Source organism: Comamonas sp. 14P8.1.4 (assembly GCF_057799285.1).
Genome location: NZ_JBYOKN010000001.1, coordinates 890,707 through 911,838 on the forward strand (window position 1 = coordinate 890,707; position 21,132 = coordinate 911,838).

At 60.8% G+C, this 21,132-nt stretch carries 17 protein-coding genes; 10 read left to right on the forward strand and 7 right to left on the reverse strand.

Translation table 11 applies throughout. The features are described from left to right. Positions 1–269 precede the first annotated feature (269 nt). The gene (locus tag AC27VO_RS04150; RefSeq protein ID WP_488665416.1) at positions 270–731 is read right to left on the reverse strand and encodes a Fur family transcriptional regulator; all 462 of its coding nucleotides are present in this window, start codon (positions 729–731) and stop codon (positions 270–272) included. Positions 732–890: 159 nt separating this feature from the next. Beyond that, positions 891–1,904, reverse strand: a complete 1,014-nt coding sequence (locus AC27VO_RS04155; protein ID WP_488665417.1) for a cytochrome-c peroxidase — start codon at positions 1,902–1,904, stop codon at positions 891–893. A gap of 325 nt (positions 1,905–2,229) precedes the next feature. Here AC27VO_RS04155 and AC27VO_RS04160 point away from each other — a divergent pair, with 325 nt between their 5' ends. Next, positions 2,230–3,876, forward strand: coding sequence for an acyl-CoA synthetase (locus AC27VO_RS04160; RefSeq protein ID WP_488665418.1), 1,647 nt, complete (start codon positions 2,230–2,232; stop codon positions 3,874–3,876). A 168-nt stretch (positions 3,877–4,044) separates the two neighbouring features. Here the strand turns inward: AC27VO_RS04160 and AC27VO_RS04165 are convergent, their stop codons facing one another. The 5 genes from AC27VO_RS04165 to AC27VO_RS04185 form a co-directional block, all read right to left on the reverse strand. Then, positions 4,045–5,256, reverse strand: a complete 1,212-nt coding sequence (locus AC27VO_RS04165; RefSeq protein WP_488665419.1) for an ABC transporter substrate-binding protein — start codon at positions 5,254–5,256, stop codon at positions 4,045–4,047. 146 nt (positions 5,257–5,402) lie between these two features. Next, complete coding sequence (mltB, locus tag AC27VO_RS04170) at positions 5,403–6,551, reverse strand: lytic murein transglycosylase B (RefSeq protein ID WP_488665420.1); 1,149 nt, start codon at positions 6,549–6,551, stop codon at positions 5,403–5,405. Beyond that, positions 6,548–8,575 (reverse strand): transglutaminase TgpA family protein, encoded by a 2,028-nt coding sequence (locus AC27VO_RS04175; protein WP_488665421.1) that lies wholly within the window; start codon positions 8,573–8,575, stop codon positions 6,548–6,550. The genes mltB and AC27VO_RS04175 overlap by 4 nt, the downstream gene beginning before the upstream one ends. Before the next feature lie 49 nt (positions 8,576–8,624). Continuing rightward, a complete protein-coding gene (locus AC27VO_RS04180) occupies positions 8,625–9,650 on the reverse strand; it encodes a DUF58 domain-containing protein (protein ID WP_488665422.1) in 1,026 nt (341 codons plus the stop codon). Next, positions 9,650–10,567: an AAA family ATPase gene (locus AC27VO_RS04185; protein WP_488665423.1), complete on the reverse strand. Its 918-nt coding sequence runs from the start codon at positions 10,565–10,567 to the stop codon at positions 9,650–9,652. Before AC27VO_RS04185 ends, AC27VO_RS04180 begins: the two co-directional genes overlap by 1 nt. A 92-nt stretch (positions 10,568–10,659) precedes the next feature. Here AC27VO_RS04185 and AC27VO_RS04190 point away from each other — a divergent pair, with 92 nt between their 5' ends. The 9 genes from AC27VO_RS04190 (at position 10,660) to AC27VO_RS04230 (ending at position 21,099) form a co-directional block, all read left to right on the forward strand. After that, entirely contained in the window at positions 10,660–11,565 is a 906-nt protein-coding gene (locus AC27VO_RS04190; RefSeq protein WP_488665424.1) for a histone deacetylase family protein, read from the forward strand. A gap of 3 nt (positions 11,566–11,568) precedes the next feature. Then, positions 11,569–12,357, forward strand: coding sequence for an enoyl-CoA hydratase (locus AC27VO_RS04195; RefSeq protein WP_488665425.1), 789 nt, complete (start codon positions 11,569–11,571; stop codon positions 12,355–12,357). A gap of 72 nt (positions 12,358–12,429) precedes the next feature. Next, positions 12,430–13,746: a mechanosensitive ion channel family protein gene (locus tag AC27VO_RS04200; protein WP_488665426.1), complete on the forward strand. Its 1,317-nt coding sequence runs from the start codon at positions 12,430–12,432 to the stop codon at positions 13,744–13,746. 187 nt (positions 13,747–13,933) lie between these two features. Further along, positions 13,934–14,683: an electron transfer flavoprotein subunit beta/FixA family protein gene (locus tag AC27VO_RS04205; protein ID WP_488665098.1), complete on the forward strand. Its 750-nt coding sequence runs from the start codon at positions 13,934–13,936 to the stop codon at positions 14,681–14,683. A gap of 20 nt (positions 14,684–14,703) precedes the next feature. After that, the gene (locus AC27VO_RS04210) at positions 14,704–15,636 is read left to right on the forward strand and encodes an electron transfer flavoprotein subunit alpha/FixB family protein (protein WP_488665427.1); all 933 of its coding nucleotides are present in this window, start codon (positions 14,704–14,706) and stop codon (positions 15,634–15,636) included. Positions 15,637–15,737: 101 nt separating this feature from the next. Beyond that, positions 15,738–16,886, forward strand: a complete 1,149-nt coding sequence (locus tag AC27VO_RS04215) for an ABC transporter substrate-binding protein (protein WP_488665428.1) — start codon at positions 15,738–15,740, stop codon at positions 16,884–16,886. Positions 16,887–17,099: 213 nt separating this feature from the next. Beyond that, a complete protein-coding gene (locus AC27VO_RS04220) occupies positions 17,100–18,890 on the forward strand; it encodes an acyl-CoA dehydrogenase C-terminal domain-containing protein (protein WP_488665429.1) in 1,791 nt (596 codons plus the stop codon). Positions 18,891–19,032: 142 nt separating this feature from the next. Then, on the forward strand, positions 19,033–19,992 hold the full coding sequence (locus AC27VO_RS04225; protein ID WP_488665430.1) for an NAD(P)H-dependent flavin oxidoreductase: 960 nt from the start codon (positions 19,033–19,035) through the stop codon (positions 19,990–19,992). 207 nt (positions 19,993–20,199) lie between these two features. Next, the gene (locus tag AC27VO_RS04230; protein WP_488665431.1) at positions 20,200–21,099 is read left to right on the forward strand and encodes a DUF3014 domain-containing protein; all 900 of its coding nucleotides are present in this window, start codon (positions 20,200–20,202) and stop codon (positions 21,097–21,099) included. Positions 21,100–21,132: the final 33 nt, after the last annotated feature.

A 21,132-nucleotide genomic window follows, 5' to 3' on the forward strand; every position in this document is an offset into this window, starting at 1 on the left:
CGCTCTGGTGAGTCCCAGAGCATTCCTCATTTGTTGGGTTCGCTGTGTAGCGATGAATGGATTGTAGGAATGAATCGGAGATTTGTGTGTGTTTTTCTTGGTTTTTTATAAAAGATGTCTTATATAAAACATCTTTTGTTTTGATGTTAAAAGCATTTTTTCAGATGTATTTTTTGATTTTAAGTGATTGATATTTATTGTTTTTATGGAGTTCAGTAAAGACTGAAAGTGATTATTGATTTTCTTGAAATTGCGAATACCCAGTTGGGTTAATCGGCTTCTCGGGTTGTTGTCAGTGGGCGGGGTTGCTGGCGCTGGCGTACGCGAACCACCAAGTCCATGCCCATGAGTTCCAGGTCCTCCGAGATGGCAGGGATGCGCGGCCACTGCAGCATTTCGCTGGGAATGTCTTCCAGCATGCCGGTGTCTTCGTGGTAGATGTGCGAATGCGCATCGGTGCGTGAGTCATAGACCGTGCACTCCTGATCCAGACGCAGGGCACGCAGCAGACCTTTTTCGACAAACAGTGGGAGCGTGTTGTAGACGGTGGCGCGGGATAGGCTGGGAAGGTAGGCGCGCGCCGTGCGCAAAATGTCGTCCGCCGCCAGGTGCACCGGCGCCAGCAGCAAGGCTTGGGCAATGGCCAAGCGCTGGCGCGTGGGCTGAATGCCGGCATGGCGCAGTCGCGCTGCAATGTCGCTGGTGGTGGTCGCGGTGAGGGAATCTGTCATGGAAAAGCGGGTTCACGCCTGAAAGAACCTGAGAACAACAGTATCCACACCAAAGTGCATGGCACCTTGGCATGGATCAAGGCCCTGCGTCGCAGGGCCGTTGACAGCCCCTTGCAGGAGGCGATATGCCATGGCGAACCATGGCATCTGGGGTGCTGCTTACTTCGCGAAAGGCTTAGGACGGGGGGTCTTGTCGCCGGATGGAGGCAGGATGGGCATATTCAGCTGAGGCTGGTCACCAGTCAGCGTCTTCAGGAAGGCCACGATCTTGGCGTTCTCTTCCGCGGTGAACTTCTTGCCCAGCTGGATGCGGCCCATGGTGTCCACAGCCTGGCCCAGGGTGTCAGCAGCGCCATCGTGGAAGTAGGGGTAGGTCAGCTCGACGTTGCGCAGCGTGGGAACCTTGAAGTTGAAGCGATCGGCATCGGTGCCGGTCACTGCCACACGGCCTTCGGCGGCGTTGTTGGTCTTGTAGGGCTCCACCACACCCATACGTTGGAAGGAGTTGCCGCCAACCGCAGCACCGTTGTGGCAGGCCACGCAACCGCTGTCACGGAACAGGGCATAGCCTTCCAGTTCGGTTTTGCTCAGCGCCTTGGCGTCGCCCTTGAGCCACTTGTCAAAGCGCGAGTTGGGGGTCACCAAGGTTTCTTCGAAAGCGGCGATGGCATCGGTCACCTGATCGATGTCAATCTTGTCTTTCTTGAACACTTGCTTGAACTCGGACTGGTAACCGGGGATGGCGTTCAGCATGTCCACGGCCAGCTCATGGGTGAAAGCCATTTCACCGGGGTTGGCGATGGGGCCGCCGGCCTGTTCCTTGAGCGAGCCGGCACGGCCGTCCCAGAACTGCGCCACGTTCAGGCTGGAGTTCAGCACGGTGGGCGAGTTGATGGGGCCTTCTTGCCAGTTGTGACCAATCGAGGTCTTCAGGTTGTCGCTGCCGCCCATCGACAGGTTGTGGCAGGAGTTGCAGGAGATGAAGCCGGATTTGGACAGGCGTGGATCGAACCACAGCTTCTTGCCCAGTTCCACCATGGCGGGGTTGGCCACCTTGGGGGCGACGAGAGGGGCGATGGGTTCGTTGTTGGGTTGCATGGCCCAGCTAGGCGCAGCAGCAAAACCCGCAACAACCATGGCCGCGGCAACGAGAGGACGCAGTTTGAGTTTCATGTGTGGCTCCAGAGCACTTGTCGTTTTTGAAGGCATGCACGGTTTGCTGGAAACCGTGCATGGCGATCTGCTCCGACTAAAGGTGCAGCGGTGGGTGACAGCAGCGCATGTCACCGTTGGTTGCACGGTTTAGACCCAGTCCAGATAGCGATTTCATTTCACTCGATACTGGAATTAGTGATATTGCGCAGCATCAAAGGAAAACGGGGTGTTGGCGGGGTGCAAGCGGGTATTTGCTGATGTTGTGAACAGGCCGCATTGCGTGAAAGTAGGGATGTTTGAAACGCGTGAAAAAACGAAGTACAACATCAAGGAGATCAGGGAGATGATCAGCCCATACGACCAGCATCTGGATCGCAACGCAGCGAACTTTGCCACCCTCACGCCACTGAGCTTTATCGAGCGCACGGCTTCTGTATATCCCGAGCGGCTGGCCATCGTGCATGGCAGCTTGCGCCAGACCTGGGGGCAGACCTATGCGCGTTGCCGCCAGTTGGCAAGCAGCTTGCAGCGCGCAGGGATTGGAAAAAATGACACGGTCGCGGTGATCCTGCCCAACACTCCGCCCATGGTGGAGGCGCACTTTGGTGTGCCGATGTCGGGGGCGGTGCTCAATACGCTGAACACGCGGCTGGATCCCGAAGCGCTGGCTTTCATGCTGGACCACGGCGAAGCCAAGGCCCTGATCGTGGACCCGGAGTTTGCCCCGCTCATTGCCAAGGCCCTGAAGCTGCGCACGCGCATCGAACCGTTGCTGGTGATTCAAGTGGAGGACGCCCTGTATGGCGAAGCGGCCGTGCACGTGGGCAGCATCGGCTATGGCGACTTTGTGGCGCAGGGCGATGCGCACTTTGCCTGGGAAATGCCTGAGGACGAGTGGGATGCGATTGCCCTGAACTACACCAGTGGCACTACCGGCAACCCCAAGGGTGTGGTCTACCACCACCGCGGCGCGGCCACCAATGCCATCAGCAATGTGCTGGAGTGGGATATGCCCAAGCACAGCGTGTATTTGTGGACGCTGCCCATGTTCCACTGCAACGGCTGGTGCTTCCCCTGGACGGTGGCGGCGCGTGCCGGTGTCAACGTGTGCCTGCGCCGCGTGGAAGCCCAGGCCGTGTTTGATGCCATCCGTGCGCACGGCGTCACGCACTACTGTGGCGCGCCGATTGTGCAGTCGCTGCTGGTGAATGCACCCGATGCCATCAAACAAGGCATTCCGGCCGGAGTGAAAGCCATGGTGGCGGGGGCTGCGCCACCGGCTTCCATGATTGAGGGCATGGAGGCCATGGGCTTTGACCTGACCCATGTCTATGGCCTGACGGAAACCTACGGCCCGGCCACGGTCTGTGCCAAGCACAGCGCCTGGAATGACTTGAACATTGGTGAACGTGCGCGCCTGAATGCCCGCCAGGGGGTGCGCTATCACCTGCAGCGCGAGGTGCGCGTGATGGACCCCGAAACCCTGCAGCCCGTGCCTTGGGATGGGGAGACCATGGGCGAGATCATGTTCCGTGGCAACATTGCCATGAAGGGCTACCTCAAGAACCCGCAGGCCACAGACGATGCTTTCCGGGGCGGCTGGTTCCACAGCGGTGACCTGGCTGTGCAGTACGCCGATGGCTACATCCAGATCAAGGATCGCAGCAAGGACATCATCATCTCCGGTGGCGAGAACATCTCGTCCATCGAAGTGGAAGACGTGCTGTACCGCCACCCGGCCGTGCTGGCTGCCGCTGTGGTGGCTAAGCCGGATGAGAAATGGGGTGAAACGCCGTGCGCGTTTTTGGAAATCAAGGCGGGTGCGGTGGTGACCGAGGCGGACATCATTGCCCATTGCAAGCAGCATCTGGCGGGCTACAAGGTGCCGCGTGCCGTGGTGTTTGGTGAGCTGCCCAAGACCAGCACCGGCAAGATCCAGAAGTTTGAATTGCGCAAGCAGGTAGGCTCCGTCACAGCGATTGCACAGTAAACCTTGTATAAAAAGCAGAGCTGCTAGCGCATGCTTTTCAATCACTTCAAGCTGTTTTGTATCTGAAGTGCTTGAAAGGCAAGCGCTGGCAGCTATCAAAAAAGCGCGGGCCTTGGCTCGCGCTTTTTTCTGTGCGGTGTGGCCGGGGCCAGGCGCTGTGTGCCGTGCTTACTTCCAGTGCTGGCACTTGCTTTCAGCCTGGGTGGTCCACACCTGGTCAGCCGGCAGCGTTTTGATGAGCTTGTAGTAGTCCCAGGTGCCCTTGGATTCGGCGGGTGACTTCACCTCCATCAGGTACATATCGTGCGCGTAGCGGCCATCGGGGCGGATGCGGCCTTTGCCGAAGAAGTCGTTGAGCTCCATGCTCTTCCAGGCGGCCATGACTTTGTCGCCTTCCAGCGTGCCAGCTTTCTCGACGGCTTTGAGGTAATTCCAGGCGGCCGAGTAGTCAGCGGCCTGAATTTCGCTGGGGCGGCGCTTGGTTTTGGCCATGAATTTGTCGGCAAATTTGCGCGAGGCATCGTTCAAATCCCAGTACCAGCTGGTGGTGAACTGCATGCCTTCGGTATTTTTCACACCCAGGCTGTGGATGTCGCTGAAGAAAATCAGCAGGCCCGCCAGCTTCATGCTTTTGGTGATGCCGAATTCTTTGGCCGCCTTGATGGAGTTGACGGTGTCGCCACCGGCATTGGCCAGGCCCAGAATCTGTGCCTTGGAGTTTTGTGCCTGCAGCATGAAGCTGGAGAAGTCCGACGCGTTCAGCGGTGTCTTGACCGAGCCCAGCACCGTGCCGCCATTGGCTTGCACGATTTTGGTGGTGTCTGCCTCCAGCGCGTGGCCAAAGGCGTAGTCGGCCGTCAGAAAGTACCAGCTCTTGCCACCGTTTTCGACCACGGCCTTGCCCGTGCCCTTGGCCAGTGCCACGGTATCAAAAGCGTAGTGCACCACGTAGGGGCTGCACTGTTCATTGGTCAGGGCCGAGGTGCCGGCGCCGTTGTCCACAAACACGCGTTTTTTCTCGGTGGCCACGGCAGCCATGGCCAGGGCTGTGGCGCTGTTGGTGCCGCCAAACACCAGGCTGATGTCCTGCTGGTCAATCCACTCGCGCGCCTTGCTGGCGGCAATGTCGGCCTTGTTCTGGTGGTCGGCCGTCATCAGCTCAATCGGCTTGCCTAGCACTTTGCCGCCGAAGTCGTCGATGGCCATCTGGATGGCGGTGGCGCCGTGCTTGCCTTCCACATCGGCATACAGGCTGGACATGTCGGTGATGAAGCCAATTTTGACTTTGTCTGGCTCTTTGAACTGGGCGTGTGCAGTGCCTGCCAGCAGGCCCAGTGCGCACAAAGTGACTGACAAGGGGGAAAGAGTCCAACGTTGCATGCCTTCTCCATGGTGTGATGTAGGGGTCAGGCATGCAGCGTGCGCCAGTCTGGCGCGGGTGGCTACTAGGAGCATCCCATTGAGGGATTGCGCGCAAAGTGCAGGTTTGCCCGCTGTGCGCAGGCGGGCAAATGTGGTCGCCGCAATTACGGCGCGCTGCGCTCGGCGGCCGGCGCAGCCACCAGCGGCACCATCACCGGCAGCGCAATACCGGGCATGCTGCCATTGCGCGCGGCGGCAATTTCCTGGCCCAGGTCATGCACGGCCGTGGCGTAGTAGCTGGACCAGTTGTAGCGCGTGATGGCGTAGAAGTTCTGTGTGCCCACGATGTAGCTGGGGGCCGCGTCGCCATTCTTGAGCTCAATCAGCGCCAGCAGACCATCGTGTTGCATGCCGTCTTCCGGCACCACCCCCAGCTCTGCCATTTGCGATGGGGTAAAGCTGGGCAGGATGTCCGGGGCCAGCAATGTAGCCAGATTCAGCCTGTCGGTGTTGAACAGTGCGGGGTACCACACGGGTTGGCCGCTGACCCAGCCGTGCGCCTTGAAGTAGTTGGCCACGGAGCCAATGGCATCGACCGGACTGTTGAACAGATCAATACGGCCATCGCCATCAAAGTCCACCGCCCATTGGGCCCAGCTGCTGGGCATGAACTGGCCCAGGCCCATGGCGCCTGCGTAGCTGCCGCGCGCTTCGGTGGTGGGGGTGCCCGCTTGCTGCATCATGACCAGAAACTGCTCGAGCTCTCCCTGAAAGTAGCGCTGGCGCTCGGCTGCACGCGGGTGGGTGGCGGGAAAGTCAAAGGCCAGCGTGGTCAGGCTGTCCAGCACACGCAGGTTGCCCATGTTCCGGCCGTAAATGGTTTCGACGCCAATGATGCCGACGATGATGCTGGCGGGGACGCCAAACTGAGTTTCTGCACGGGCCAGTGTTTCGGCGTTGTCGCGCCAGAACTGCAGGCCCGCCTGAATGCGCACGGGGTCGATGAAGCGGTGGCGGTAATCGGCCCAGTCCCGCGCGGTGGTGCGGGTTTTGGGGGCCGGCGTCATCAGCTTGGGCACTTGCGGCAAAAAGCGCGCTTGCGCCAGCTGGGCTTGCACCCAGCGGTGGTCCAGGCCCCGGCGTGCCGCCATATCCTGGGCCCACTGCTGTGCGTCTGCGCGCTGGCTGTAAGGCGTTGGGGCTGGTGCGCTGCGTTTGGCGGTTGAGGCGCTGGATTGCGCGGAAGCCGCAAAGTGGGTGGCACAGCCTGTAGCCAGGGCAAGCAAGATCAGAGGGGAGAGCAGGCGTTTCATGGTGTGCGGTGTCGGGGCCAGGTCAAAGCGCGGTAATGGCGCCGCAAAGTGGCCAGCGTCGGTGTCTGGGTGCTATGCGGTGCATAGCGCCATTGTTCCATCTGTCGCAGCCACTGTTGCAGTGGCTGGGATTCATCCCCCCATTGTGCTTGGGTGGCCGCGGCCAGGGCCTGCAGTCCCAGACTGTGCGCATGGGTAATGCCGGCCCGCGCCAGTTGCTGGCGGGCCTGCGCCATCAGGCGCAGCCAGGGATCGGCAATGCGTTGCCTGCGCCAGCGCTGCAGGCCTAGCGCAGCCAGCAGCACAGCGGCCACGGCACCGAGGCCTGCTGCCAGCTGGGGCAGATTCCAGTGCTGCAGCCCCAGGCGGCTGAGGAGCTGGTCCTGGTCGCTGCGCGCGTAGTTCAGCACCCAGTCATTCCAGCGGTGGTTGATGGCTTCCCAGTTGGCGCGCAGGCGCTGCAGGGCATCGGGGCCGACCACATTGCCCATCGTGCTCTCCAGCAAGGTGGCAGGCGCTGGCAGGCGCTGCAGCTGTTCGATGCGAGACGGCGCTACAGCGGCGGTGGGGTCGATGCGTACCCAGCCTTGCTGTGGCAGCCAGACCTCTGCCCAGGCGTGTGCATCGCTTTGGCGAACCGTCCACAGCCCGTCGACCGGATTGCGCTCGCCGCCCTGGTAGCCGGTGACGATGCGGGCTGGCAGGCCCGCCGAGCGCATCAGCACCACAAAGGCCGAGGCAATGTGTTCGCAAAAGCCTTGCTGGCTGTCAAACCAGAAGGCATCGGCCGTGTGGGAGCTGTTCACCACACCGGGCTGCAAGGTGTAGACATACGACCCATTGCCCAGGCGGGCCAGTGCCGCGGCAATTAGGGCCTTGTCATCGCTGCCGTGCTCTTGGCGCAGGGCCTGCCCCCAGGCGGCAGTGCGCGGGTTGAGTCGGCGGGGCAGCTGTACCAAGCGTTGGCGCTGGGCGGGCGACAGCTGCTGCTCATAGGCATATTGCAGGTGCGCCTGGGCCTGGTAGCGCAGCACTTCGTTGATGGGGCGCGTGGTCAGCCATTGCAGCTCACTGGTGGCCAGCAGGCGGCGCACGGCGGCGGCAGGGGGCTGGAGCGTGGCTTCCAGGGTCAGCAGCCAGCGCTGCTGGTGTGGCTCCAGCGTGATTTCATAGGCGATGGCATCGCCCAGCCCTGAGGCGGGCATGACCCGGCCGGGGGGGAGGACGTTGGCCCATTCATCGGTGCCGGCTTTCCAGTTGCGGCCATCAAACTGGCTCAGTACCGGGCCGCGAAAGTAGAGCAAGTGTTGTGGCGGGGGGCGGTGGCCCTCGGTATCAAAGCGCACGCGCAGGGCCATGCTGCGGTCTTGCGCCAGCGTGGCGACTTGGCCCACGGTCATGTCATCTGACAGTCCGGTGCGCCCCTGGTTGGGCTGCGTGGGCAGCCCCCACAGCGGGGAAAAGCGTGGAAAGCTCAGAAACAGCACCAGCATGATGGGGGCGCCCAGAAGCATCAACGTGCCGGAGGTGCGCAGCAACTGGCGCAGGCTGGGGTAGCCTGCAGGCATGTGGGCGTTGACCAGCGCGGCCAGCAGCCCCCACACCGCCAGCAGCATGGCAGCGGCGATCGACAGCGATTGGGACTGCAAAAACAGCGTCAGCAGTGTGAAAAATCCAAGAAAAAAGATCACCATGGCATCGCGGCGCGCGCGCATTTCCAGGGTTTTGAGTACCAGCAGCAAAACCACCAGGACCACGCCGGCTTCGGGGCCGACGATGGTGCGAAATTGCAGCACCGTGGCGCCGACCGCCAGCACCAGTAGGCCGGCCAGCAGCCATTTGCCGGGCAGGCGATAGCCTTTGCGTGCAATCCAGAGCCGCCAGGCCAGCATGCCCAGCGCCAGGCTACTGGCCCACAGCGGCAAATAGGCAACTTGCGGCAGCAGTACCAGGGCCACCACGGCCAGCACCAGCCAGGTGTCACGGGTCTCGCGTGGCAAGGAGGTGGCGGCGTGTTCTTGCATATTTGATAGCTTATTGCGTAGGCTGGATAATCGCTAGAGGCGTATTTGTTTATGAATCGTTGGGCTGCGCCGTGTGCCCGTCGGTGGCCAGCGCTGCAAGGCAGTCGTGCAAATGCGGTGTGCCGCTGGCGGGCGCGATGCGCTGGCCGCTGGGCAGCCGCAGTCCCCATTGCCACTGTTGCCCATGCGCGTGCAGAACCCAGGCCGTCAGGCGTGCAATTTGGGCTTCGGGGTTGGACAGCCCTGTGGCGCGGGCATCCAGCCACAGGCGCTGGGTGGGCGCGGCGTGGCCGTTGCGCACCACCAGGTCTCCATGGCCGGTGGCCAGCGCAGTGGCGGTTTTTTTCCAGACCACGCTGCGTAGCGTATCCCCGCGCTGGTAGCTGCGTACCCCATCGTGCTCGGCAGCGCCGGGCTGGTGGGAGGCGGCTTGGGGATCGGCATCCGCGTCGCCATGCAAGATGGGTGGCATTGGGGTTTCAGGTGCCGGGTAGACCAGGACACGCGCAGCGGGCTGCCAGTAGCTCCAGATGCGAAAGACGCCCAGCGGAAAGCGGCTTTCGATCACCACCCGGGGCACACGGTGCCAGCCACGCTGGTGGGGCACGCTGCCCAGCTCGACGGTGGCCGTTTGATGGGCCGGTACATCGGCATGCACCCAGGCCAGTTTGCCCTGTGTGCGGTTCAGCGCCAGTGACAGCCCATGGCGGTGGTGCCGCCCCTGGGCATTGCCCAGCAAGACAGGTACAGCCACGCGGTCATGCTGAAACACAGGTTGCAAGGCCCCCAGTCGCAACTCCAGACCGCGCAGGTTGCGATGCCCCATCCACAAGCTGGACAGTGCGCTGCCTGCTATCAAAAAAGTGAGGGCATAACCCAGATTGAGCTGGAAGTTGATGCTGGCCACCAACAGTACCAGCAAGGTGACGGCCAGTACGCAGCCAGCGGCCGAAGGCAGCACGTAGAGGTTGCGCTGCTTCAAGTGGTGCTGCGCGCGTGCCGGCTGACGGCGTGTGGCCCAGCGGTGCAGGGCATGCCGCCACGGGCTGCGCGTGGGGGGTGGGTGATCCTGCATCAGGGCACAGCCACAGCTTGCAGCATGGCGTGCACTTGTGCCGTCGTGCCACGCCCTGCGCCTGCCACTGCATGCAGGCGGTGTGCCATGGTGGCGGGGAAGATGGCCTGCACATCGTCCGGGGAGACATAGTCGCGCCCTTGCAGCAGTGCATGGGCCTTGGCCGCGCGCAGCAAGGCAATCCCGGCCCGGGGGGACAGGCCCTGCACAAACCAGGTGCCGTTGCGCGTGGCATCCAGCAAGTCCTGGATGTAGTGCAGCAACGGCTCGGCGGCATGCACCTGCAGCACGGCTTGCTGCAAGTCATGCAGATCCTGGGGACTGATCAGCGCGGGCAATTGATCGGCCTGGGCGCGGTGCCCGTGGTGGCGCAGCAGTTGCAGCTCGGCTGCCCGATCCGGGTAGCCGAGACTGATGCGCATCAAGAAACGGTCAAGTTGGCTCTCTGGCAGCGGGTATGTGCCCAGTTGCTCCAGCGGGTTTTGCGTTGCAATCACAAAGAACGGCTGAGGCAGCGGGTGCGTCTGCCCTTCCACGGAGACTTGTTTTTCCTCCATGGCTTCGAGCAGTGCGCTTTGTGTCTTAGGGCTGGCGCGGTTGATTTCGTCGGCCAGCAGCACTTGCGCAAAAACGGGGCCAGGGTGAAAGACAAAGCCTTCGCTGGCACGCTCATACACCGACACGCCCGTCAGGTCGCTGGGCATCAGATCGGCCGTGAACTGCACGCGCGAGAACTGCAGGCCAAAGCCGTGGGCCAGGGCATGAGCGAGGGTGGTTTTACCCACACCGGGTACGTCCTCAATCAGCAAGTGACCACCCGCCAATAGGCAGGCAACGCAGTCTTGTACTTGCTGTTTTTTGCCAACGATCACCGTGTTAAGCTGATCCAAAAGAGACCGGATTTTGTGCAGATTCATGTGCAAAACTTATCCGAAAACAAAGATGACAGGGGACAAGAAAAGTGGGTAAGACAGGCTATTTTTCTCACCGTTCGTGCCGACAGCATGATATGGGCCCCGGGCACCCTGAGTGCCCGCAGCGCTTGGATGCGATCGAAGATCGACTGCTCATGACCGGGGTGTTTGATGGTCTGGAGCGCATGGATGCGCCACAGGCCGCGTTGAGCGATGTCGAACTCGCCCATGATCGCATGCATGTGGCGGCCCTGCGCGGCCTGACGGATCGCTTGATTGAAGAGCAAGCCGCTGGCGGGCCGGAGTACACGCAGCTGGATACCGATACCTCCATCAATGCGCACACCTTCGATGCGGCCTTGCATGCCGCAGGTGCTGCGGTGGCGGCCACCGATGCCGTGATTGACGGCGCATTGGAGAACGCGTTTTGCGCCATCCGACCACCCGGGCACCACGCCACCCGGGACAAAGCCATGGGGTTTTGTTTTTTCAACAACGTCGCCATTGCAGCCCTGCATGCCTTGCAGCGGCGCAACCTCAAGCGCGTGGCGATTGTGGATTTTGATGTGCACCACGGCAATGGCACCGAAGACATTCTGGCTGGCGATGACCGGGTGCTGATGGTGAGCTTTTTTCAGCACCCGTTCTACCCGTTCAGTGGCGACAAGGAGCCCGCTGCCAACATGCTCAATATTCCGGTGTCTGCGTACACCAAGGGTATGGACATTCGCGAATTGGTCGAGATGCTGTGGATTCCGCGGCTCGAAGCATTCAAGCCCGAAATGATTTTTGTCAGTGCTGGTTTTGACGCCCATCGCGATGACGATATGGGGCAGCTGAACCTGACGGAGAACGACTACATCTGGCTGACGGAGCGCATCAAGGATGTGGCGCGCCGCTTTAGCAAGGGGCGCGTGGTGTCGTGTCTGGAAGGTGGTTACATGATGGGCCCGCTGTCTCGCAGCGTGGAAGCGCATGTGCGCGTGTTGGCGGATCTTTAAACTATGAACGACGTTTTTCTGCAATCCCGTGACGCGCGTGGCGTGGTCACCCTGACCTTGAACGACGCGCCACGCTTTAACGCACTGGGCAGTGCCATGTTGCAGGCCTTGCAAGATGCGCTGGATGACATTGCACGTGACGACAACGTGCGCGTGGTGGTGCTGGCTGCCAGTGGAAAGGCTTTTTGCGCCGGTCACAACTTGAAAGACATGGCTGCACAGCCCGAACTGGCGTATTACCAAGCGTTGTTTACTCAATGCTCACGCATGATGCTGAGCATTGCCCAGCTGCCTGTGCCTGTCATTGCACGTGTGCACGGGATGGCCACGGCTGCAGGCTGCCAGTTGGTGGCGCAGTGTGATTTGGCGGTGGCAAGCACGCAGGCCAGCTTTGCAACCAGTGGCATCAATTACGGGCTGTTCTGCGCCACGCCCAGTGTGCCTTTGGTGCGGAATGTGCCTTTCAAACAGGCCATGGAGATGCTGCTGACCGGGGACTTCATGGATGCCCATACTGCACAGGCACAGGGCTTGGTGAACCGGGTCGTGGCACCTGAAGCCCTGGATGCTCAGATTGCACAGTGGGTGCAATCGATTGTGGATAAGCCGCCGACGGCTGTGCGCATGGGCAAAGCCCTGCTGTACCGCCAGCGAGAGATGGGTCTGGAAGCCGCCTATGTGCTGGCGGGTGAAACCATGGCTTGCAACATGATGGATGCTGATGCGCAGGAGGGCGCGCAGGCTTTTGCGCAAAAACGCAAGCCAGCGTGGCGGCGTGGCCCGCAGCAATGATCTGCTCTCTGACAGACGACGTAGTCTGTGCTTTGCACAATCTCCCTCGATTGAGTTGCCGAGGGGTGCTTCATGGAAATTTTTGACAAGCTGATTGATGACTTCAACAACTCCAGCGCTTGGCTGGAGTTGTCGGTTTTCCTGGCTGCATTGCTCTTGGCGTACTTCTGTGTGCGTTTCTTGGGCAATCGCTTGCGGGGCAAAGGCAAGTACTCACCCATTTGGTTTGGGCACAACCCCGTCAGTGGTGCCATGTACCCGCTGATGGCTTTGTGCTTCACGTACTTAGGGCAAGCCATCGTTGTGCACTTCATGCCTGTGTTCTGGCTGCGCTTGGCGGTGTCGCTCTTGCTGTCGCTGGCGATGATCCGGTTTGTGGCGCGTGTGCTCAGCAAGGTGTTTCCCAACTCCACAGGCATGCGGCTGATCGAACGGGTCTTCTCGTGGCTGGCCTGGCTGGTTGCGGTGCTGCACAGTGTGGGCTTGTTGCCCTTGGTGACGAATGAGCTGGAGTCGATCCGGCTGACCCTTGGCAAGACGCACATCAGTTTGCTCAATTTGATGGAAGGGCTCTTGTCTGCCGGTTTGATGATGGTGGTGGTGCTGTGGGTGGCCAGCCTGTTTGAGCTGCAGGTGATCAATCGCTGGGTCAGTGATTTGTCCATGCGCAAGGTCGCAATGAACATCACGCGGGGTGTGTTGATCATGGTGGGCCTGCTGGTTTCGCTGTCATGGGTTGGGGTGGATTTGACCACCCTGTCGGTCATGGGCGGGGCCTTGGGCGTGGGGCTGGGTTTTGGGCTGCAAAAAATTGCATCCAACTACATCAGCGGCTTTTTGGTGCTGATTGAGCGTGCATTGCGCATTGGTGACAACGTGCGTGTGGATGGCTTTGAAGGACGCATCACGGATATCAAGACGCGTTTTACGGTGATTCGCGCCTCCAATGGCCGTGAGGCGATTGTTCCGAATGAAACCTTGATCACGCAGAAAGTGGAAAACCTGACCCAGGCAGACCGGAAGTTCGCGCTGAGCACCACAATGGTGGTGGGCATGGACAGTGATGTGGCCCAGGTCAGTGCAGTCTTGCTGGACGCCGCCAAGTGCCAGCCAAGGGTTTTGAGCGAGCCAGCGCCGACGGTGCAACTGGTGGACTTTGTGGAGCATGGTTTGCAGTTCACGCTGACGTACTACATCAACGATCCCCAAAACGGTCAGGGCAATCTGCGCTCTGACGTGAATTTGGCCTTGTGGCAAGGTTTGCGCGAGGTCGGCGTGTGCTTGCCGATTCCCCGCCAGGTGGTGCAATGGGCAGAGGGTTCAGAAGCCGCTTGGAGTTCTGCTGCGGTAGTACCTGCTTCCACGGTTTCACCTAGGGAAGAACCCTAGTTTCCTGCAAGTTTCCTACCCATCAAGGGCGATGCATGCATAAAATGGCACGATCGTTCTTTTTTATGCTGGCGCCTGCGTAAGGAATGCTTCGCCGTATTGCTGCAACGCCGCATAGAATGTTTGTCGATTTACGTTTACGTCAATTCAAATAATCTGCAATTACACGGATCCAAGGAGCAGCAGCATGAAGGTATTGGTCCCAGTCAAGCGCGTGGTGGACTACAACGTCAAAGTCCGCGTGAAGTCCGATGGCACGGGTGTGGACATCGCCAACGTCAAGATGAGCATGAACCCCTTTGACGAAATCGCCGTTGAAGAAGCCGTGCGCTTGAAGGAAAAAGGCGTGGTCACGGAGGTGATCGCTGTGTCTTGCGGCGTGACCCAGTGCCAGGAAACCCTGCGCACCGCGATGGCCATTGGCGCTGACCGTGCCATCCTGGTGGAAACCGATGCCGATCTGCAGCCCCTGGCCATTGCCAAGCTGCTCAACGCTCTGGTGACTAAAGAGCAGCCTGGCCTGGTGATTCTGGGCAAGCAAGCCATTGATGGTGACAACAACCAGACAGGTCAGATGCTGGCTGCGCTGGCCGATCTGCCCCAGGCCACCTTCGCCTCCAAGGTCGAAGTCGCTGGCGACAAGGTCAATGTGACCCGCGAAGTCGACGGCGGCCTGGAAACCCTCAGCCTGAGCACTCCTGCGATCATCACCACCGACCTGCGCCTGAACGAGCCCCGCTACGTCACCTTGCCCAACATCATGAAGGCCAAGAAAAAGCAGCTGGACATCGTCAAGCCGGAAGACTTGGGCGTGGATGTGGCTCCCCGCATCAAGACCTTGAAGGTCGCTGAGCCCGCCAAGCGCGGTGCTGGCGTGAAGGTGCCCGACGTTGCCACTTTGGTGGACAAACTGAAGAACGAAGCCAAGGTCATCTAAGCGTCTAGGAGAGAAGAATCATGTCCGTACTCGTTATTGCTGAACACGACAACGCCTCCATCAAGGGCGCAACCCTGAACACCGTGACCGCTGCCAAGGCTTGCGGTGGTGATGTGCACGTGCTGGTCGCTGGTGAGAACGCCGCCGCCGCTGCTGCCGCTGCAGCCCAGATCGCTGGCGTGTCCAAAGTGATCCACGCCGACGGCGCTTCCCTCAAGGATGGCCTGGCTGAGAACGTGGCCGGCCAGGTGCTGGCCATTGCTGGTAACTACAGCCACATCCTGTTCCCTGCCACCGCTTCCGGCAAGAACGCCGCCCCTCGCGTGGCCGCCAAGCTGGACGTGGCCCAAATCAGCGACATCACCGCCGTGGTGTCGGCTGACACGTTCGAGCGCCCCATCTACGCCGGTAACGCCATTGCCACCGTGCAATCGAGCGACGCCACCAAGGTCATCACCGTGCGCTCCACAGGCTTTGACGCCGCTGCTGCCACCGGTGGCTCTGCGGCGGTGGAAACCGTGGCTGCTGTGGCCGACTCCGGCAAGAGCGCCTTCGTGGGCCGTGAAGTGACCAAGAACGACCGCCCCGAGCTGACTGCTGCCAAGATCATCGTCTCCGGTGGCCGTGCATTGGGCTCTGCAGAGAAGTTCAACGAAGTGATGACCCCCCTGGCGGACAAGCTGGGCGCCGCCATCGGCGCATCGCGCGCAGCAGTGGATGCAGGCTACGCCCCCAACGACTTGCAAGTGGGCCAGACCGGCAAGATCGTGGCGCCGCAGCTGTACATCGCAGCAGGTATCTCCGGTGCCATCCAGCATTTGGCAGGCATGAAGGATTCCAAGGTGATCGTGGCGATCAACAAGGATCCCGAAGCACCGATCTTCTCGGTGGCCGACTACGGCCTGGAAGCCGATCTGTTCCAGGCGGTGCCTGAACTGGTCAACGCGCTGTAAGACGCGTCAATAAAAGGAGGGGCACGCCCCTCCTTTTTTGCATCTGAGGGTGCAAGGCTTGAGTGTCCACAACAACGATCTGACGATTACGGAGGGGTGACATGAAGGGGAAACACGCACGCACGCTGGGCCAATGGGGACTGGCGCTGACGTTGGCAGCATCCGCCGGCTGGGCGCATGCGGATTGGGTGATTGGCCAGGTGGCGCCGATGACAGGTGCCGCAGCCGTGCAGAGCAAAGCCTATGCACAAGGCATGAATTTGTACTTCAACCACATCAACCGCTCGGGTGGTGTGCAAGGCGACCGTGTGCGGCTGGTTAGCCTGGATGACCGGGCCAGCCCTGACGAGACCGTCAAGCAAACCCAGCGTCTGCTGCAAGAGTCCAAGCCTGTGGCCCTGGCGGGCTACTTTGGCAATCGCAATTTGCTGGCGTTGCTGGAGAGCAAGATGCTGGATCAGGCATCGATCAGCATTGTGGGCTTTCACAGCACCGACACCCGTGTGCTGAAGGCCGCACAGCTGTTCAGCACCCGTGCGGTTTTGCCCGACGAAATTGAAAAAATTGCCAAGCACCTGGCAACGCTGGGTCTGACCCGGCTGGCGCTGGTGTATGACGAGCGCCAGGAGCAGGAAGCGCAGGCCCTGGAGACTGCGGTGGCTGAGGTCGTGGCAGCCTCTGGTGCCAAGCTGCTGACCAGCGGCATGCTCAAGGCGGGCAAGGCGGCGCAGGAAGCGGTGGTAGATCGCTTGCAAAAGGTTGAGGCCGGCGTGCAGGCGGTGATCGTGGTGGCTTCCAGCCCGGTGACGGCAGCATTTGTGGAGTCTTACCGCATGGAAGGTGGTGCGGCGCAGATTTATGCCACGTCCAGCGCAGACATTGAGCAGCTGGCCACGCGTTTGCCCACGGACTTGATGCGCGGTGTGTCCATCGCCCAGGTCGTGCCCAACCCCTATCGCTTGAACAACCGCCTGAGCAAAGAGTTCCGTGATCTGGTGGGCAAGCAGGCCAAGGGGGAAGAGACCCCTGTGAGCTACGCCATGATGGAAGGCTATGTCAACGCCAAGGTGCTGGTGGAAGCCATGCGCCGCGCGCAGCCGCTGAACAGCGAAAAGCTGGCAGAGAGTCTGCGCAACCTGAATGCGTTTGACCTGGGTGGCTACTGGGTCACATACCGCACGGGGTCGCAATCGGGCTCCCGTTTTGTGGATTTGAGCATTGTGAATGCCCAGGGGCGTGTGACGCAGTAAGCGCGGCACGTTGGCTGCCACCCCCTCGTTCATCGCCACACCGTCGCGTGAATCAGAGGGGCTGCAGTTGTACCCCGGCAACGTGCAGGCTGGCCAAGCCGGCACAACTGCATCCGCAGGGTGATATGGATGTATTGAAATAAATAGCAGATAGCGCTTGCTACATAAGGGCTAGTGCAGGTTTTTTATAGATAAGAGAAAAGAGAGACAGACATGAGCTACACCGCACCTATCAAGGACATGCTGTTTGCCATGGAGCACCTGGCGGGCCTGGACAACGTGGCGCAGATTCCCGGTTTTGAAGATGCAGGTCTGGAGACCGCGCAAGCCGTGTTGGAGGAAAGCGCCAAGCTGTGCGAAGGCGTGATTGAGCCGCTGAATATTGTGGGCGACACCCAGCCTTCCAGCTGGAAAGATGGCGTGGTGACCACTACGCCCGGCTTCAAGGCGGCCTACCAGCAGTTTGTCGAAGGGGGCTGGCAAGGTCTGCAGCATCCAGCAGATTTCGGCGGGCAGGCATTGCCCAAGACGATTGGTGCAGCGTGCGTGGAGATGCTCAATGCCTCCAACATCAGCTTTGCGCTGTGCCCGTTGCTGACCGATGGTGCGATCGAAGCGCTGCTGACAGCAGGCAGCGATGCACTGAAGGCCACCTACCTGGAGAAACTGGTCACGGGGGAATGGACGGGGTCCATGAACCTGACCGAGCCCCAGGCAGGCTCCGACCTGGCGCTGGTGCGCACCAAGGCAGAGCCCCAGTCCGACGGCAGCTACAAGGTGTTTGGTACCAAGATTTTCATCACTTACGGCGAACACGACATGGCGGACAACATCGTCCACCTGGTGCTGGCACGTGTGGCCGGTGCCCCTGAGGGGGTGAAAGGCATCAGCCTGTTTGTGGTGCCCAAGTTCCTGGTGAACGCCGATGGCTCGCTGGGTGCACGCAATGATGTGCACTGCGTCTCCATTGAGCACAAGATGGGCATCAAGGCATCGCCCACGGCCGTGCTGCAGTACGGCGACAACGGTGGAGCCATTGGTTACCTGGTGGGTGAAGAAAACCGTGGCCTGGAGTACATGTTCATCATGATGAATGCCGCACGCTATGGCGTGGGCATGCAGGGCATTGGTGTCTCCGAGCGGGCCTACCAGCGCGCGGTGCAGTACGCGCGTGACCGTGTGCAAAGCCGCCCGGTCGACGGCAGTGTGGCGGGCAGCGCCGCCATCATTCACCACCCCGATGTGCGCCGCATGCTCATGACCATGCGTGCGACCACCGAGGCGTGTCGTGCCATGGCCAGCACTGCGGCGGCGGCTTATGACGCGGCCCACCACCACCCCGATGCCGAGGTACGCAAGGCGAATGCCGAGTTTTATGAATTCATGGTGCCGCTGGTCAAGGGCTACAGCACCGAATCGAGCCTGGAGGTGACCAGCCTGGGCGTGCAAGTGCACGGCGGCATGGGCTTCATTGAGGAAACCGGTGCCGCCCAGTACTACCGCGACGCCAAGATCCTGACCATCTACGAAGGCACAACCGCCATTCAGGCCAATGACCTGGTGGGGCGCAAAACAGCGCGTGACGGCGGCAAGAACGCCAAGGACATCGCAGCGCAAATTGCCAAGACCGAAGCACAGCTGCTAGCCACTGGCGCGGCGGCGGCGCAGTCGATGGCGCAGCGCCTGCAGGCGGCGCGCGAGGCATTTTTGGAAGTGGTGGATTTTGTGGCCGTCAAGGCCAAGGCTTCGCCCAATGCGGTGTACGCAGGCAGCGTGCCGTACCTGATGTTGACTGGTAACCTGGTGGCCGGCTGGCAAATGGGCCGCGCACTGCTGGTGGCGCAGGACAAGGCCGCCCAGGGCGAGGATGTGGCCTTCATGCAGGCCAAGGTGGTGACAGCGCAGTTCTACGCCGAGCATATTTTGACCCGTACCACCAGCCTGCGTGACAGCATCCTGGCCGGTGGCGACAGCGCTTGTGCACTGCCACTGGATGCGTTCTGACGCCAGAGTGACAGCCGGGGCGGTGGGCAGTCATGCCAGCGGCGCTCTCTGCACTTAAGATGAAAAAGTGAGCTGCTAGCGCTGTTGTACCAAGCGCTAGCAGGTGATTTGACTTGTAGAAATAAAGTACGGAGACCACGGCATGTCGAAAATCCCTGCAGTGCTGCAAAACTTGGCTTTGCCTGTGATTGGCTCGCCTTTGTTCATCATCAGCAACCCCAAGCTGGTCATTGCACAGTGCAAGGCCGGTATTGTGGGTTCCATGCCTGCGCTGAATGCACGCCCTGCCGAGTTGCTGGACGACTGGCTCGCTGAGATCACCGAAACACTGGCTGCGCACAACAAGGCGCATCCTGAGGCGCCGGCGGCGCCGTTCGCCATTAACCAGATCGTGCACAAGAGCAACGACCGTCTGGAGCATGACCTGCAGGTTTGCGCCAAGTACAAGGTGCCGTTGGTCATCACCAGTCTGGGCGCGCGCGAGGATGTGAACCAGGCGGTGCACAGCTGGGGCGGTGTGGTGATGCATGACGTCATCAACAACAAATTTGCCCACAAGGCCATTGAAAAAGGTGCAGATGGCTTGATTGCTGTGGCTGCAGGTGCGGGGGGGCATGCTGGCACCAAAAGCCCGTTTGCACTGATTCAGGAAATTCGCCAGTGGTTTGACGGGCCTTTGGCGCTGTCGGGTTCCATGGCCTCAGGCGGTGCCATTTTGGCGGCCCAGGCCATGGGCGCTGATTTTGCGTACATCGGCTCGGCGTTCATCGCCACCGAAGAGGCACGAGCGGAAGAAGCCTACAAGCAGGCCATCGTCGACAGTAACTCGGACGATGTGGTGTATTCCAACTTGTTCACGGGTGTGCATGGCAACTATCTGGCACCGTCGATCCGCGCAGCGGGGCTGGATCCGGACAACCTGCCAGAGTCTGACCCCAGTGCCATGAACTTTGGCTCGGGCCGCACCAAGGCCTGGAAAGATATTTGGGGCTGTGGCCAGGGCATTGGCAGCATCGACAAGATTCAGCCCGCAGCAGAGTTGATTGCACGTTTCAAGCGCGAGTACCAAGTGGCGCGTCAGCGCTTGCTGCAAGCAGCCTGAAACCCGTGACGCGCTGCATGCATGCTGCTTGCAGTGATCATGGCGCTCGCCGCTCCATACAGGCGTGCATGGTGAACCACCCTGTGCATGCCAGCACCAGGAAACCCGCTACCTCCGAAGGTTGCGGGTTTTTTTATGGACGCATGCCCGTTAGGATGGCCCAAGCGGTGCGTGGCTTGCGCTGCACGCCGTGCTGAAAGGAGTGTTATGTCCGAACCAGATTTGCGTCCCCCGACCCAGCAACGCACCCGTGATTCGGGTACCACCAAATGGCTGTTGATTGTGCTGGCCGTTGCGGCGGCCGCCTACGCCGGGTGGTATCTCCGTGAGCATTGGGCGGCACAGAGCCGGGTGCAAGAGGCCCAGCAACCACCGGCCGCTGCGCAAGCTGCAGACCCTGAGCCTGCGCTGCAGCCCATGCCACCGCATACAGACACCGCCCCTACACCCGTTGCAGACCACCAGCCCCTGCACCCTTTGAGCAGCGCTGCGGCAGATGCGCTGCCTGCAGGCGATGCCCCCTCGCTGGATCGCATGGCGGTGCAATGGCTCGGAGGCCAGGCGCAGAAATTTCTGGTGATGCCTAGCCTGGCACACCATGTGGTGGCGACGGTGGATAACCTGCCGCGCAGCCATGCAGCGTCGCGCTTGTGGCCGCTCTATCCCGTGGGTGGAAAGATCGAGACGGAGGACACCGGCTCAGGACTGCAGATTGCGGCAGGCAACAGCGCACGCTATGACGCTGTCGTGGGGTTTGTGACAGGCATTGCGCCCGCCCAAGCAGCCGCCTGGTACCGCCAAGCCTACCCGGTGCTGCAGCAAGCGTATGAAGATCTGGGCTACCCCGGCAAGTACTTCAATGATCGTGTGGTGGAGGTGATCGATCATTTGCTGAGCACCCCGAAGCCCTCAGAACCACTGGCACTGCGGCTGGTGCAGGTTCAGGGGCAGATTGCACCGCAGCAGCCTTGGCTGCGCTATGAGTATGCGGATGCGCAATTGCAGGCCTTGTCGGCCGGGCAGAAAATTTTGCTGCGCATAGGGCCGCAGCATCGACAGGCGGTCGTAGCCTATTTGCAGGCTTTGCGTACGCAGATCACGCAATAAAAAGCCTGCATAGAGCAGGCTTGGCATCATCCA

Bases quoted from the DNA above. Each gene is read 5' to 3' on its own strand.
- AC27VO_RS04150 (WP_488665416.1), bottom strand. From the start codon at position 731: ATGACAGATTCCCTCACCGCGACCACCACCAGCGACATTGCAGCGCGA.
- AC27VO_RS04155 (WP_488665417.1), bottom strand. From the start codon at position 1,904: ATGAAACTCAAACTGCGTCCTCTCGTTGCCGCGGCCATGGTTGTTGCG.
- AC27VO_RS04160 (WP_488665418.1), top strand. From the start codon at position 2,230: ATGATCAGCCCATACGACCAGCATCTGGATCGCAACGCAGCGAACTTT.
- AC27VO_RS04165 (WP_488665419.1), bottom strand. From the start codon at position 5,256: ATGCAACGTTGGACTCTTTCCCCCTTGTCAGTCACTTTGTGCGCACTG.
- mltB (WP_488665420.1), bottom strand. From the start codon at position 6,551: ATGAAACGCCTGCTCTCCCCTCTGATCTTGCTTGCCCTGGCTACAGGC.
- AC27VO_RS04175 (WP_488665421.1), bottom strand. From the start codon at position 8,575: ATGCAAGAACACGCCGCCACCTCCTTGCCACGCGAGACCCGTGACACC.
- AC27VO_RS04180 (WP_488665422.1), bottom strand. From the start codon at position 9,650: ATGCAGGATCACCCACCCCCCACGCGCAGCCCGTGGCGGCATGCCCTG.
- AC27VO_RS04185 (WP_488665423.1), bottom strand. From the start codon at position 10,567: ATGAATCTGCACAAAATCCGGTCTCTTTTGGATCAGCTTAACACGGTG.
- AC27VO_RS04190 (WP_488665424.1), top strand. From the start codon at position 10,660: ATGGGCCCCGGGCACCCTGAGTGCCCGCAGCGCTTGGATGCGATCGAA.
- AC27VO_RS04195 (WP_488665425.1), top strand. From the start codon at position 11,569: ATGAACGACGTTTTTCTGCAATCCCGTGACGCGCGTGGCGTGGTCACC.
- AC27VO_RS04200 (WP_488665426.1), top strand. From the start codon at position 12,430: ATGGAAATTTTTGACAAGCTGATTGATGACTTCAACAACTCCAGCGCT.
- AC27VO_RS04205 (WP_488665098.1), top strand. From the start codon at position 13,934: ATGAAGGTATTGGTCCCAGTCAAGCGCGTGGTGGACTACAACGTCAAA.
- AC27VO_RS04210 (WP_488665427.1), top strand. From the start codon at position 14,704: ATGTCCGTACTCGTTATTGCTGAACACGACAACGCCTCCATCAAGGGC.
- AC27VO_RS04215 (WP_488665428.1), top strand. From the start codon at position 15,738: ATGAAGGGGAAACACGCACGCACGCTGGGCCAATGGGGACTGGCGCTG.
- AC27VO_RS04220 (WP_488665429.1), top strand. From the start codon at position 17,100: ATGAGCTACACCGCACCTATCAAGGACATGCTGTTTGCCATGGAGCAC.
- AC27VO_RS04225 (WP_488665430.1), top strand. From the start codon at position 19,033: ATGTCGAAAATCCCTGCAGTGCTGCAAAACTTGGCTTTGCCTGTGATT.
- AC27VO_RS04230 (WP_488665431.1), top strand. From the start codon at position 20,200: ATGTCCGAACCAGATTTGCGTCCCCCGACCCAGCAACGCACCCGTGAT.